The following is a 14,822-nucleotide window of genomic DNA, read 5'->3' as shown; positions in this document are numbered from 1 at the left end:
CTCATGCTCGTGATGCTCATGTTCGTCTTCTTCATGGCCCCCATGATCATGATGCTCATGTTCGTCTTCTTCATGGCCCCCATGCTCGTGATGCTCATGTTCGTCTTCTTCATGGCCTTCATGCTCATGATGTTGATGTGAATGTGAACCTTCCATTAGTTCTATGTTTGCTGAAGCTTCCACAATGGCTACTTCTTCATTTTTTAATGTCTCAATTAATGAGTCTACAAAACCTTCTAAGCCTGAACCATTATAAAGAAATACATCACCTTCTGCTACATCAATCATATCTTTTGCAGAAGGATCATATGTATGAGCATCTGCACCTGCTGGAATCATATTATGAACCTCTACGAACTCACCACCAATTTTTTGGGCAAAATCTTGTAGTGGAAAAATAGTCGTATAGACAGTTAAAATATCATCCTCTTCAGCAATACTTTGCTGTCCTTCTTCTGCTGTTTGACAAGCATTTAATAATATTAAAATAAGTCCTATGAAAATAAATCCTTTTATATGTTTCATAACCATACACTCCATTATTCGTAATCATTACGTTTTATCACTTTTGAATTATATAGGAATCTTTACGATTTGTAAATATGTTTTTATCTTTTTGTTTCTGTAAACTAAATCCAAGTAATGATATTCCTATTTTATTCCATTATTCCTGTTCTCAAAATGTGCCCCAAGAATACATTCTCATCCCTTTTGACACAAATGATGCCAAAATCCACTGACTTCGCCAGTGGATTTTGTCTTCGTATTCTTTTTATTCGTTATCTGTTAGTTTTTCTTCCATTCGTTTATTCATGTTTTGATAATGCTCAAACAGTTTCGGTAGTAACTCTTTGATTTTTGCTTCATCTCGTATTTCTACAGCTTTTTCAAATTCTTCTTGTAAATCATTATGTTCCTTTTTCCAAGTTGAATCTTTCTTTAGTTGTTCATACTTTTTATCTTTCTTTTTCTCGTGCCACTGCTTCATTAGTACTTTTCTTTGCTTTCTTATTTCATTCCAAGTATCCACCTGTTCTGGTGCATACTTTTCTGCCAGTAATTCAAAATAATAATCCATATGAATGATAAAACTTTGATGTGAGTGATGCTTTTCTACTTGCTGTTCTTTCACATCTTCCGTTGCTTGAACAATTGAACTTGTGACTAGTAACATGATAATACTAGTAGTCATTATTGATAAGTACCACGAAAATTTTCTTTGACTCTTATCCATACTCTTACACTCCCTTTCTAAGCTTTATATATAGATTGACCCAAAAAAACCTTTTCATACAAAACTAACATGGCATAAAGCTAATCAAACATTTTGGTGATGGAGTTTAATAGCCACCACGAGCAAAAAAGCATGTGACCATCTAATGGTCACATGCTTTTCTTTATTAGTATACGGACAGGTTTGATTCATCCATGTTTTCTAGTTTTGATTTTATTGCAGCTAAGAATTTTCCACATACAAGCCCGTCTAAGACACGGTGATCAAGTGATAGACAAAGGTTTACCATATGACGAATAGCAATCATATCACCTTGTTTTGTCTCCATAACAACAGGTCGTTTAACGATCGATTCAACCGATAAAATCGCAGCTTGAGGATGATTAATAATAGGAGCTGACATAATCGAGCCAAATGCACCTGTATTATTAATCGTGAACGTACCACCTTGACTATCCTGTGAGGTTAACGTTCCACTTCTAACTTTGGAAGATAACTCAACAACCTCCTTTGCTAGACCTTTAATCGTTTTATCATCAGCATTTTTTATGACTGGTACGAATAAAGAATCCTCCGTTGCTACAGCCATGGATAAGTTAATATCTTTCTTTCTAATAATCTTATCCCCAGCCCACATGGAATTAAGCTGTGGAAATTCTTTTAGCGCTTCAACAGTCGCTTTCATAAAGAAAGGTAAATACGTAATGGAAAAACCTTCTTTTTCCTTAAAGTGATTTTTGATGCGATTGCGATATTCCACTAGATTTGTCACATCTACTTCTATGGTTAACCAGGCGTGAGGTGCCTCATGTTTGCTTTTCACCATATTGTTAGCAATTGCTTTACGCACAGGACTAACCGCAAGTACCTCTTCCCTATCTCCTGCTTGATACGAATTAACTTTAGACGTCGTTTTTTCAATAGTAGCAGGCTGCGATGTAGCTTCTCTCTTGACTGCTGGTTGCGGAGCCTTCGTTTGATGCTTCCCTGATTCTATGACAGCTTCAATATCTTTACGTGTTATACGGCCGCCTCTACCAGTACCATCAACTAAGGCAAGATCAATTTGATGTTCACCTGCTAGTCTAATAACCGCTGGCGAATAACGCTTTTTCTGGCTTTGGTCGCTCCCCTGAGCTGAAGTATTCGTTGATTCGTCTTGAGTATTCCGTTCTGTGCTACTTTCCTCTTGTTGGTCAGATGAAGCAGACTCTTCATCTGGAATAATCGAACAAATTACTGTTCCGACAGCTACAGTTTCATCTACTTGAACCATGATATCTTTAATCGTTCCAGTAAAAGTAGATGGGATTTCTGCATTGACCTTATCTGTGACGACTTCTGCCAAGGGTTCATACTTATTTACTCGGTCCCCAGGCGATACTAGCCAATTACTAATTGTCCCCTCTGTCACACTCTCGCCTAATTGAGGCATCTTAATCTCTGTGGCCATTTTTTTCTCCTTTCAGATTAAAACTCCGCAAGTTCTCTCATTGCCTTTTCAACCTTGTCCGGATTAATCATATAATATTTTTCCATAGTCGGAGCATAAGGCATCGCCGGAACATCCGGAGCTGCTAATCGTGCGATAGGAGCATCTAAATCAAATAAACAATGCTCAGCAACAATTGCCGCGACCTCACTCATAATACTGCCTTCTTTATTATCTTCCGTGACTAATAAGACTTTTCCTGTCTTACTTGCCGATTCAATGATCGTCTCTTGATCAAGAGGATAGACGGTACGTAAATCAACAACTTCCACATCAATGCCATCATGGGCCAATTTCTCAGCAGCCTGCAAAGCAAAGTGAACAGCTAAACCATATGTAATAACGGTTAGGTCACTACCTTTTCTTTTTACATCTGCCTTACCGAGTGGCAATGTATAATCATCATCAGGTACCTCACCTTTTATTAAACGATAAGCACGTTTATGTTCAAAGAATAAAACAGGATCATCATCACGAATCGCTGATTTTAATAATCCTTTCACATCATAAGGCGTAGAAGGCATCACAATCTTCAGCCCTGGTACATTGGCAAACATCGCTTCTACAGATTGTGAATGATATAAAGCTCCGTGAATTCCGCCGCCATACGGTGCTCTGATCGTAATAGGACAAGACCAATCATTATTAGAACGATAACGAATTTTGGCAGCCTCAGAAACAATTTGATTAACAGCTGGCATAATAAAATCTGCAAATTGAATTTCTGCTACTGGTCTCATCCCATACATAGCAGCACCAATTCCTACACCAACGATTGCTGATTCGGCTAATGGTGTATCCATAACTCTTGCCTCTCCGAATTGCTCATGCAATCCCATCGTCGCTCGGAATACGCCACCTCTTGCTCCTACATCCTCACCTAATACAAATACTTGGTCATTACGTTCCATCTCTTCTTTTAACGCTAATGTTACAGCTTCAATATATGAACGAATAGCCATTCGATTCCCTCCTCTCTATTTTTGAGCGTAGACATAATCTAATCCTGAAGCAGGGTCAGCATACGGTGCTTTCTCGGCATATTCGGTTGCTTCATTGACTAATTGGTCCAACTCTTGATGGATTTTTTGTAGGTTCTCTTCATCTAATACATTCACTTCTTTTAAATAAGCAGCAAATGTATGAATAGAATCCTTTTCTTTGGCTCCTTCTACTTCTTCCCCTGAGCGATAGGTACGATCATCATCATCACTAGAATGCGGCATTAAACGATAACCAATCGTTTCAATTAATGTTGGTCCCTCACCTTTTTCAGCACGCTCTCTTGCCTGCTTGACCACTTCATAGACAGCTAATGGGTCATTTCCATCTACAGTAAAACCAGGCATTCCATAACCACTAGCCCGATCCGATACATTTTCACACGCTAATTGTTTCTCCACAGGGATCGAAATCGCATATTTATTATTTTCGCAAATAAAGATTACGGGTAATTTGTGTACACCTGCAAAATTTAAGCCCTCATGAAAATCACCTTGATTGGAAGACCCTTCTCCAAAACTCGTTAAGCATACGAATGGATCGTTATTTAATTTACCTGCCAAGGCAACGCCAACAGCGTGGGGAACTTGAGTGGTAACAGGTGATGAACCCGTGACAATTCTTCTTTTCTTAGAACCAAAGTGACCAGGCATTTGTCTACCACCTGAACTTGGATCCTCCGCTTTAGCAAATGCAGATAATAATAAATCTCTTGTTGTTACACCAAATGTTAATACCATTCCCACATCTCGATAATAAGGAAGTAAGTAATCCTTATCACGATCTAAGGCAAATGCAGAACCTACCTGTGCTGCTTCATGACCTTGACAAGAAACAACGAACGGAATTTTACCTGCTCGATTTAATAACCACATTCTCTCATCAATTTTTCTTGCAAGGAGCATCGTTTTATACATCTCAATCACTTGCTCATCCGCTAAACCCAAGCGTTGATGACGATTTTCACTCATTATTTTTCCTCCTTTATCCGTTTTAAATATGAATGGCTTTTCCCTCAGTTGCTAAGGCCGCCTCTCCAAACACTTCAGACAATGTTGGATGTGGATGAATCATTTCTTGAATTTCAATATCAGCTGCATCTAAATATTTTGCTAGAGCAGCCTCTGATATTAAATCTGTCACATGAGGACCAATCATATGAACCCCTAATAAATCTCGATTATCTTTATTCGTAATAACCTTGATAAAACCTGAAGCCTCTCCGTGCACCAATGCTTTACCATTAGCCTGGAAAGGGAATTTACCGACATTAATTGAATAGCCTAATTCAATGGCTTTTTCCTCTGTTAATCCAACACTAGCAATTTCAGGACGACTATAGATACACGTCGCAACGGTTAATTCATTAAGCTGTTCAATCTCTTTCCCAACAATATGGTTCACAGCTAACATCCCTTCATGTGAAGCTACATGGGCAAGCTGTAAGCCACCAATTACATCTCCAATTGCATAAATATGACTTTCTTTCGTTTGGTAACGATCGTTAACTTGAATAAATCCATCAGCAACTTCAATCTCCGTGTTCACGAGTCCAATATCATCAACATTAGCACGACGACCGACAGACATGAGCATTTTTTCTGCGACCAATTCTGTTGATTGACCATTTAAAGAGCCTCTAGCATGTACTTGATTATCCTGAATGGTTACATCATTTGACTGCAATTGAAAATTGGTCATAATGCTAATTCCTTTTTTCTTCAAAAGCTTCGTAGCTTCTTTTCGGATGTCTTGATCTAATTGTGGCAAAATCGAATCACCATATTCAACAATGGTAACCTCCACACCAAAATCTGCGAGCAAGGATGCCCACTCAACACCAATGACTCCACCACCAACAATGATGATCGTCTTAGGTAACTCCTCTAACTCTAAGGCATGGTCGGAATTAATAATATAATCACCATCTACTTCTATACCAGCTAACGTTCGTGGAGATGATCCCGTTGCAATAATAATATTTTCCGGAAGTAGCATTTGATTTTCAGATTGGTCGTTCATTTCAACTGATATAGTTCCAGGTCGGGGTGAAAAAATAGAAGGACCTAATATTCTTCCTTTTCCTTCATAAACATCGATTTTACCTTTTTTTATTAGCGCTGTAATCCCTTGATGCAGCTGCTCAATAATTCGGTTCTTTCGTTCCTGAACCTTGTTAAAATCAAAGCCTATACCTTCAAGTTGTATACCAAACTCATTCGCTTCTTTTGCCTGTGCATAGACCTCAGCACTTCTTAGTAACGCTTTGCTCGGTATACAGCCTTTATGTAAACAAGTACCGCCAAGCTTCCCTTGCTCGACGATCGCCACTTTTTGTCCATACTGGGCAGCTTTAATGGCGGCAACATATCCACCCGTCCCTCCACCAAGTATTACTAAATCATATTCGTTAGCCATAAAAAGTCCTCCTGCCTTCCCACTTTAGCATCTCCTTGACAAAGTATGGTGCCCATCTTGTAAAAATTGACGTCTTGATTGTTTCATGCGTTCAATTCTTTGTTCAGCCATACGGTTTGCTGCTTTAAAAGTCGGGATATTTTCACGATTCGAGATGTCAAACACGGTTTCTAAGCTTTGATAAATCGTTTCTACCTTTTTTAAGGCACGCTCTCGATTATACCCTAAAAGTTCATCGGCGACATTAATGACACCACCAGCATTAATAACATAATCAGGTGCGTATACAATACCACGCTCATGTAAAATTGCCCCATGAATTTCATCTTTAAGCTGATTATTGGCAGACCCTGCAATGACCTTGGCTTTTAATTGTTTGATCGTCTCGTCATTAATAATCGCACCTAATGCACAAGGTGCAAAAATATCACAATCAACTTGATAAATATCATGAACATCGACAGCCACAGCACCAAAATCAGTCACTGCTCTTTTTACAGCATCGGCATTAATATCGGTTACAATTAACTCGGCACCTGCATCATGTAAATAACGGCATAAGTGATAAGAAACATTCCCAACCCCTTGTACAGCTACTTTCTTTCCTGTCAAATCATCTGAGCCAAATGCCGCCTTAGCACTCGCCTTCATTCCCACAAAAACACCATACGCTGTCACAGGTGATGGATTTCCTGATGATCCATAAGCTTGCGAAATACCTGTAACATAATTGGTTTCTTGATAAATTAAATCCATATCCTCAACGGTTGTTCCTACATCCTCTGCTGTTATATATCGACCATTTAAGCCTTGAATATAACGCCCGAATGCTCGGAACATTTCTTCGTTTTTATCTTTTCTTGGGTCACCTATAATAACGGTCTTACCCCCGCCTAAATTCAATCCTGCTGCAGCATTTTTATAAGTCATTCCTCTTGCTAAACGTAATGCATCTTGAAAGGCAGCCTCTTCATTTTCATACATCCACATTCTAGTTCCACCTAAAGCAGGCCCTAAGGTCGTATCATGAATGGCAATAATGGCTTTTAAACCTGAACTTTTATCATGGCATATCACAACTTGTTCGTAATCATATCGTTCTAATTCTTTGAATAACTGCATGGTGAACCTCCTTGAGCTAATGAGCTGTTATGAATTTAAAAGCATTGAGACATGATTGATTAATATTGAATAATGAGAATGCTTTACTACTATCATAATTGATTCATAAGAAGGAAGCACGTACGTCCTGTAACAGAGTAAATAATAAAAGATATTTGTTTTATTTGACTATATTTCAATATTAATCATCAATCAACTTAAAATTAAGACTAACTCCTAATTGTAGCTCTTAGTTTTCCTTCTTCTACTATTACTCAAATATCAAAAAGTTGCAACCATTAATAGTGTCAAATTTGATTATTTTTTGTTAGAATAAAGGATGTTATCAAACAAAACCAATGAAAGAGGCTTTTAAAATGGGGCGTTTTATCGCATTAGTCATTATGCTTATACCTGTCTTTATAGCTGGGTATGGAATCAAATTAATGAGAGATTCTTTTTTTCAAATAAGTAATATTTCTTTTATACCATTAGCTTTTGAATTTATTTTGGGACTTGTTTTATTTATCGCGGGAGTTGCCTTTATCGGCGGATTTATTTTTTACCGTGATAAGAAAAACGGAAAAATCTCCCCTAAATTCACCAAAAAAAAACCTGAATCGTGATCAGGTTTTTTTCGTTGTTACACCTAATTGATCGAACCAATTGAGGAAGGGCTTTCTAGCTATTACGGCTGTGAGCGAAATCCGTTCCACCATTCCACTCATCATGACTAAAAAGGCTAGAATCAGCCATTGTCCTAGTTCTGGTACAATTGTGATCGTCCACAACGCTAATATACTGCCAATGACTGTTGCACCGTTATCCCCAAGCATCGCAATCCGGTGACCTTCCATTACTAATAGTAAATAGAAAATCGTTACGATGTAAATAACAACGAGAAATGATGGTACAAACCCAGAGAAAAGTAAAATGATAAAGAAAAAAAGGCTGCTTTTCCATACCCTCAAAGGTCTTGTATCTAATGCATTCATCATATGGGGAAATAGTAATAAGAGACCCAAATATCGGAGTACTACATATACAGACTCTGGTTCAAATAAAAGAAGTATAAACAGTGACCCTACCAAAGTACCAATAATTTTGAAAATACCTGTTGTCGGTCTCCTCTTCTTAATCAAATAAGAAAGGTGTCCTTTAATTCCTTTTGGAGTTGTTTGTCCAAACTTATCATCTATAAAACCAATAAACCAAATGAGCACCAAATAAATTAACGCATAGTGACTTAATGCTAAGTAATCAATATAAAAATAATCCACCATCAACGCATAAGCGATAAGAATAAAGATACCTAAGCTATAAGGAACCTGATGGCCTTCATAATTGTTCACTGTCCAATTAACTGACATAAAGCCATACATACTTAATAGTGCGATGACTGGCAGGATAAAGATATAAAAGTACATCATTGGATTATACCTCTTTTCGAAACTTCACAATATCAAGCCATTGTTTATAACGATGCCAAAGTCCTTTGAGTGATTTCCCCATTTCCCGATGACTCATTTCCGTTTCAACTTCAAGAATGGAAGCACCGGCTTCTATGAACCGTAAATTCATCTCTGTCTCTATCCCAAACCGTTCTGCTTTGAGTGATTGAATGAGTGGAAGCCAATCACGATGAAAAACCCGCTGACCTGACAACGGCGATTCCATCCAGACCCCCGTTTTCGATTGAATTATTTCTTGTGCTTGTCTTTTGACCATACCAAACCCAGCTTTTCTACCAGGCGATACTTTTGAAATGATTAAATCCGCTTTCCTTAACAGAGCTGGTTTGATTAGTTCCACTGCTTCGTTAGCACTTGTAGTTAAATCCGCATCTAAACAAAGAATCCATTCACAATTAGCTTTTGCACAGCCAGCACGTAATGCAACACCTTTTCCTTGGTTTTTAGTAAATGAGATCAAAATATCCGCATATTTTTCTGCAATTTCCCCAGTCAAATCTGTACTCCCATCATTAACAACGATTAGTTCAATAGGATAAGGCAGCTTTTTGATCGTTTGTAATGTCTGTTCAATTCTAGATTGCTCATTATACGCTGGAATGATCACACTCATTTCCATGACTATAAACTCTCCTTTTTACGCTTGAACGAAAACCAGCTTTGCTCAGACCATATTTTTAGACGAATCGTGACAAGCACTTTTTCTAATTGCGTTAAAAATATATCCAAACGTATATGAATCTGCTCAGAAAAGCGATTTTTTCTTGGGTAAAGTCGATGAATACCTTTTAAGTCTGTAATTTTATCTCCTGCTTGGATACGACAGATAATACTAGAACCCATACCTTTCCTGCCCTTTTCTAAAAATTCTCGCATGCCGAGTCTACATCCAACTAGATATAAATGATTAGCGCCGGATTGGTGTGCCGAATAAATGGCCAAATCTTCACTTGTTCCAATAAAAGCTAGCTCATCCCAAACGAGATTCGGTATGTTCTTTAATCGTTCAGCCCCTGGAGAGCGACCGTCTAAAAATTGATGACAAATTAACTTTGCCCCACAAGTTAGTGAGTGATCAGAAACAGAATCCATGTCTCCTATAATCATATGAGGTTGAATACCGACTTTTAACAATCCATCTGCCGCACCGTCTACAGCAATAATATAATAACTTGCCGTTCTCATTTTTGATTTAATCGTCTGCAAATCCTCCAGGTACGTTTTATTACGGGCGACAATAAACACATCTTTATGACGCATTTCTTTAAAATAATCTGGATAGTTTTTATTTTCTAATAAGAATGGAATTTCATTTGATGCAAACCTCAAACTATTTTCAACAAAGGCAGAGAAAATTTGTGGGTAATTTTGATCCGCTTTTTTTTGCCTAATGGTTATAAGCTCGTTCGTGTAAGGCTGTAAATCACCACCATATTCCCACTCGTCCATTCTCTTAACAAATAATTGATGATTCGTCACTTTAATCGTAATGGGTCGATTAACTTGTTGATCCAAATATTCAGTGCGATTACTCAAGTCAAAAACCTCAATACCATGTTCCTGAAGACGCTGCACTTGATTATGCAAATAAACACCACTAAAAGAAGCGCTTAAATTAATGACTGCTCTCACTTTCTTTTCAATTAATCCCTCCACAGCAACAGGATCAAGATCTTGATGGTCAACAAGTACATAAGAAGACGGGTGCTGAATATTTTCGATTACTTTTTTTGTTTTACGATGATATATAGCAATTCCTTCTATACCTTGATTCATAAAAAGACACTCCTCATTATATTGGTCTTAGTATGAGCCAAAGTAGTTAAAGCTAACCGAAAAATAAAAAAAGGCTGTACGCTGAGAATTTTTTCTCTCGTACAACCTTGAAATTCATTATTTAGAAGGCTTTCAACTTACCTTATGTTCAATTCTTAACTTATCAGCAACCATGGCAATAAATTCCGAATTCGTTGGTTTGGCTTTAGTATGACTGACCGTGTAGCCAAAAAGACTAGAGATAGAATCAATATTACCACGACTCCATGCTACTTCAATTGCATGACGAATAGCTCGTTCCACTCGGCTAGCTGTTGTGTTAAATTTCTTTGCTATATCTGGGTATAACACTTTTGTAATAGAGCCTAATAGCTCAATATCATTATAAACCATCGTAATCGCTTCACGTAAATACATATAACCCTTAATGTGAGCTGGGACGCCAATTTCATGAATAATACTTGTAATGCTCGCATCTAAGTTATGTCTTTTATTTTCTGACTTTGATACTGTTTGATTTTTAATTAGGAGAGACGAAGCTGAGTTTGACTTTTGGATAAAACTTTTCTTGCCGCCTCCAATTTCACGAATATTAGAGACTAAAATCTCGATATCAAATGGCTTTAATACATAATAGGACGCACCTAAATCAACGGCCTTTTTAGTTACATCCTCCTGTCCAAAAGCGGTAAGCATGATAATATTTGGCTTATGAGATAAGTTCATTTGCGATAAACGTTCTAACACAGCAAGACCATCTAGATGTGGCATAATAATATCTAGAATTAAAACGTCCGGCTGTTTGTTTTCAATTAAATTCAAACAATCCTGACCGTTATAAGCAACTCCAATTACTTCCATATCATCCTGTGCTGAAATATATTCATTCAATAAATGAACAAGCTCTCGGTTATCATCTGAAATCCCCACTTTAATCTTTTCCACGAAATATTTCCTCCTCGTTTTATCCATGTTAATTTTGTCTTTAACGTTTTCGACAAGCTCGCTTCATTTCCTTTAAATTATTTAAAATTTATCAATTTTTATATGAATTCTTTGATTTACTCTTATTTTCTCCTGTTTTCGATACTATTCGATAACTTTTTTATTACAGCATTCATTTTTGTCGAATTATCTTTATTAACTTAACTTTAACATAGATTACTTTATAGTGGGATAGAAAAAAAGCCAAGCGAATTAACTCGCTTTGGCTCCAGTTAGTTTTTCCATGACACCCGCTTCTTCTAACATCCAGCTTATATGACAGCCGTAACCGCTTTTTGGATCATTGACAAATACGTGAGTTACCGCCCCAATAATTTTTCCATTTTGAATGATCGGACTACCACTCATACCCTGTACAATGCCTCCAGTCGCATTTAAGAGCTTAGGATCAGTAACTCGAATGACCATTCCTTTGGTCGCTGCTTCTTTTTGTGGGATAGAACTTACAACTTCAATATCAAATTCCTCAATCTCTTCCCCATTAACAACTGTTAATATCTTTGCTGGACCATCTTTGACTTCAAAAGGCATAGCAATTGGCATAGCCTCGTCATAATGGTTATTTCTTAAATCACTGTTTTTTAATGTCCCAAAAATGCCATAAGGACTATTCTTTTCAATCGAACCTAAAATGTCACGTACATTCTTAAAGCTTGCTAACTTTTCGCCAGGGTCACCGTTACTACCCTTTTCAATGGAATTAACTGAAGAGCGAATAATTTGACCATCGTGAACAATAATTGGTTTCTTTGTATCGACATCTGAAATAACATGTCCTAATGCCCCATACTTTTTAGTAACAGGGTCGTGGAAAGTGAGAGTGCCAATGCCTGCCGCTGAATCCCTTATATATAACCCTAATCGATAGGAATGTTCATTTTGGGCTTTAATTGGCGTTAATGTTTTATCATATAGTTGATTATTTCTTTTAATTTTGATTTCCAAAGGCTTATTGCCTTCTCCTGCTTTTTGGACAATATTAGCTACTTCCGTAATGTGTTGGATAGGCTCATCGTTAATTTTAACAATCATATCGCCAACTTTGATTCCTGCGTCTTCCCCTGGAGATTCCTCTCCAATTGATGTGGAGATAAGATGGTGACCAACGACAAGCACACCTTCCGTATTAAGCTTCACCCCTATTGATTGCCCGCCAGGAATAACTTCTACTTTAGGAAGCACATTAACCTTAACTTCTTTTATAGGAACTCCACCTACGACCATTGTCATTGCCTGTTCACCAACCTCCTGAGCGGTTATTGCCAAACTTTCGTGGTCTTGCTCAGACGTACTTTTGTAGGTTAGTTCATTACTTTTTTCTAAAAAACGTTCCATGTTTAATTTTGTTGTTTCGCTTACATTCGTCTCGATGCCTTCAAATACCGTCACACCTAGCGGAATGGCAAGCCAATCTTTAAAATAAGTTGATGTTCCTAAGCTAAGAAGGCCGATTATTACTAAAACCCCTATTGCTTTTCTAAAAAATTCGCCTCTCACACACTTCACTCTCCTAGCTCCTAGCCCACACCTCCATGATGGCTGTATTACTAATGTTGCCTTCTGAGAGAACATTTATAACTGGAACATGAGAAAAAAGCTAACCTAATTTGGTTAGCTTTTCATATCAACCCATTTATGTTTATTAGCAAGTTCAAGTAATTCTTCCGCGTGTTTTCTTGTTAAATCGGTCACTTCAACGCCCGAAATCATTCTGGCAATTTCATTCGTTTTTTCATTTTTATTCAGTGCTTTGACTTTTGTATGGACGCGCTCATTCCATTCATGCTTGGATATATATAAATGTGTATCTGCCATCGCTGCCACTTGAGGTAAATGTGTAATACATAATACTTGCGATCCAACCGAGACAGTATGAATCTTCTCAGCGATCGCTTGGGCAACTCGGCCACTAACACCGGTATCCACCTCATCAAATATTACGGACGTTAATCCTTGATTTGAAGAAAAAATGGTTTTGATGGCAAGCATAATTCTTGAAATTTCTCCACCCGAGGCAACTTTTGTTAATGGTTTTAATGGTTCACCTTGATTGGTTGAAATAAAAAATTCTACATCATCTTTGCCTTCCAAGTTAAAACGTTCATGTTCAACCTGACCTTGTTTTTCAGAAATTCTGATTTCAAATTTCGTTTTTTCCATATAAAGTTCTTTTAACTGCTGATGTATGGCATCAATGAGTTCTTTTGCTGCTCTCTCTCTTTGCTCTGTAATGGCGTGTGCTTCCACCTTTACATCAAGCCACAAGCTCTCTAATTTATTTTGCAACTTATCAATTTGCTCATCTTTATGAACCATAGAATGAAGTTCTTCTTCAATTTTTGCTGCGTATTCTAAAATCTCTTCAACGGATTGGCCATATTTTCTTTTTAGCTGCTGAAGTTCATTTAAGCGTGATTCAATCATCGTTAAACGTTCCGGATCGAAATCAATCGCCTCTAATTGATCGCGGAAGTGAAAAGTTGCTTCTTCTAACAAGTAGAAACTACTCGACATTTGTTCCAACAAGGACCCTAAATCTTTATCTATGGTAGCCGCGGTTTCTAAATTTGAGAGGGCATTAGAAATAAAATCTAAACCTTTTCCTTCCCCATATAAGTTTTGGTAACCATCCTGCAAATGACTATATAGTTTCTCACTGTTAGCTAATTTATAACGTTCTTCTGAAAGTGTAACATCTTCATTTGGTTGGAGTTGAGCCCCTTCAATTTCATTTAATTGATACTGATATAAATCAATTTTTTGTGCGATTTCTTGCTCATTTTGTGTAAATTGCTGCAGTCGCTTTTGTAGGCCTTTTGCTTCTCGGAAAATTCTCTGATATTCCTCTTTATCCGTTTTAGCATAACTATCAACCATATGAAGATGAAATTCAGGCTGCATTAATGTTTGATGCTCATGTTGACCGTAAATATCAACAAGAGTCTGCCCAATTTCACGTAATATTCCTAATGTAACTAATTTCCCGTTAACCCGACAAATACTTTTCCCTTGATTGGTGAGATCACGTCTAAGAATCATCATTTCTTCTTCTACTTCGATCCCTAGTTCCTGAGCTTTTGCAATCACTGGATGATTTTTAGTAACAATAAATAGACCTTCAATTTCAGCCCTAGATTCCCCGTAACGAACATATTCAACGGATCCTCTACCACCTAATAAGAGACCAATGGCATCAATAATGATCGATTTCCCTGCACCAGTTTCACCAGTAAGTACTGTTAAACCTTTCTCAAATGAAATCGATATTTGATCAATAATAGCAAAATTTTTGATCGTCAATTCTTCAAGCATCTAATCCCAC

Annotated in this window: 14 protein-coding genes; 1 reads left to right on the top strand and 13 read right to left on the bottom strand. The window is 37.4% G+C overall.

Annotation, left to right across the window (positions count from 1 at the left end):
* From PQ479_RS12325 to PQ479_RS12295, 7 genes are all read right to left on the bottom strand, one after another.
* Positions 1-525: metal ABC transporter solute-binding protein, Zn/Mn family (locus PQ479_RS12325; RefSeq protein ID WP_273717013.1), on the bottom strand; the 525-nt coding region annotated here is incomplete at its 3' end.
* A 247-nt stretch (positions 526-772) separates the two neighbouring features.
* Entirely contained in the window at positions 773-1,234 is a 462-nt protein-coding gene (locus tag PQ479_RS12320; RefSeq protein ID WP_047987673.1) for a hypothetical protein, read from the bottom strand.
* A gap of 166 nt (positions 1,235-1,400) precedes the next feature.
* Complete coding sequence (locus tag PQ479_RS12315; RefSeq protein ID WP_047987672.1) at positions 1,401-2,687, bottom strand: dihydrolipoamide acetyltransferase family protein; 1,287 nt, start codon at positions 2,685-2,687, stop codon at positions 1,401-1,403.
* A gap of 17 nt (positions 2,688-2,704) precedes the next feature.
* Entirely contained in the window at positions 2,705-3,688 is a 984-nt protein-coding gene (locus tag PQ479_RS12310) for an alpha-ketoacid dehydrogenase subunit beta (protein WP_047987671.1), read from the bottom strand.
* A 15-nt stretch (positions 3,689-3,703) separates the two neighbouring features.
* Positions 3,704-4,699 (bottom strand): thiamine pyrophosphate-dependent dehydrogenase E1 component subunit alpha, encoded by a 996-nt coding sequence (locus tag PQ479_RS12305; RefSeq protein ID WP_047987670.1) that lies wholly within the window; start codon positions 4,697-4,699, stop codon positions 3,704-3,706.
* A gap of 22 nt (positions 4,700-4,721) precedes the next feature.
* Positions 4,722-6,146 carry a dihydrolipoyl dehydrogenase gene (lpdA, locus tag PQ479_RS12300; protein ID WP_047987669.1) on the bottom strand — a complete coding sequence of 475 codons (1,425 nt, stop codon included), beginning with the start codon at positions 6,144-6,146 and terminating at the stop codon, positions 4,722-4,724.
* A gap of 24 nt (positions 6,147-6,170) precedes the next feature.
* Positions 6,171-7,268 (bottom strand): Glu/Leu/Phe/Val family dehydrogenase, encoded by a 1,098-nt coding sequence (locus PQ479_RS12295; protein ID WP_047987668.1) that lies wholly within the window; start codon positions 7,266-7,268, stop codon positions 6,171-6,173.
* 356 nt (positions 7,269-7,624) lie between these two features.
* Here PQ479_RS12295 and PQ479_RS12290 point away from each other — a divergent pair, with 356 nt between their 5' ends.
* A complete protein-coding gene (locus tag PQ479_RS12290; RefSeq protein ID WP_047987667.1) occupies positions 7,625-7,873 on the top strand; it encodes a DUF2627 domain-containing protein in 249 nt (82 codons plus the stop codon).
* Here the strand turns inward: PQ479_RS12290 and PQ479_RS12285 are convergent, their stop codons facing one another.
* The 6 genes from PQ479_RS12285 to recN form a co-directional block, all read right to left on the bottom strand.
* Entirely contained in the window at positions 7,874-8,677 is an 804-nt protein-coding gene (locus tag PQ479_RS12285) for a hypothetical protein (protein WP_047987666.1), read from the bottom strand.
* A 4-nt stretch (positions 8,678-8,681) separates the two neighbouring features.
* Positions 8,682-9,338, bottom strand: a complete 657-nt coding sequence (locus PQ479_RS12280) for a glycosyltransferase family 2 protein (RefSeq protein WP_047987665.1) — start codon at positions 9,336-9,338, stop codon at positions 8,682-8,684.
* 2 nt (positions 9,339-9,340) lie between these two features.
* Positions 9,341-10,495 carry a putative cytokinetic ring protein SteA gene (gene steA, locus PQ479_RS12275; RefSeq protein ID WP_053070319.1) on the bottom strand — a complete coding sequence of 385 codons (1,155 nt, stop codon included), beginning with the start codon at positions 10,493-10,495 and terminating at the stop codon, positions 9,341-9,343.
* A 132-nt stretch (positions 10,496-10,627) separates the two neighbouring features.
* Positions 10,628-11,440 (bottom strand): sporulation transcription factor Spo0A, encoded by an 813-nt coding sequence (spo0A, locus tag PQ479_RS12270; RefSeq protein ID WP_047987664.1) that lies wholly within the window; start codon positions 11,438-11,440, stop codon positions 10,628-10,630.
* Positions 11,441-11,692: 252 nt separating this feature from the next.
* Positions 11,693-12,997, bottom strand: coding sequence for a SpoIVB peptidase (gene spoIVB / locus PQ479_RS12265; RefSeq protein ID WP_047987663.1), 1,305 nt, complete (start codon positions 12,995-12,997; stop codon positions 11,693-11,695).
* A gap of 114 nt (positions 12,998-13,111) precedes the next feature.
* Positions 13,112-14,812 carry a DNA repair protein RecN gene (gene recN, locus PQ479_RS12260; protein WP_047987662.1) on the bottom strand — a complete coding sequence of 567 codons (1,701 nt, stop codon included), beginning with the start codon at positions 14,810-14,812 and terminating at the stop codon, positions 13,112-13,114.
* Positions 14,813-14,822: the final 10 nt, after the last annotated feature.

It is taken from the genome of Alkalihalobacillus pseudalcaliphilus (assembly GCF_028610675.1).
GTDB lineage: Bacteria > Bacillota > Bacilli > Bacillales > Bacillaceae_D > Alkalihalobacillus > Alkalihalobacillus pseudalcaliphilus.
This window is presented reverse-complemented; position numbering and strand designations above follow the sequence as displayed.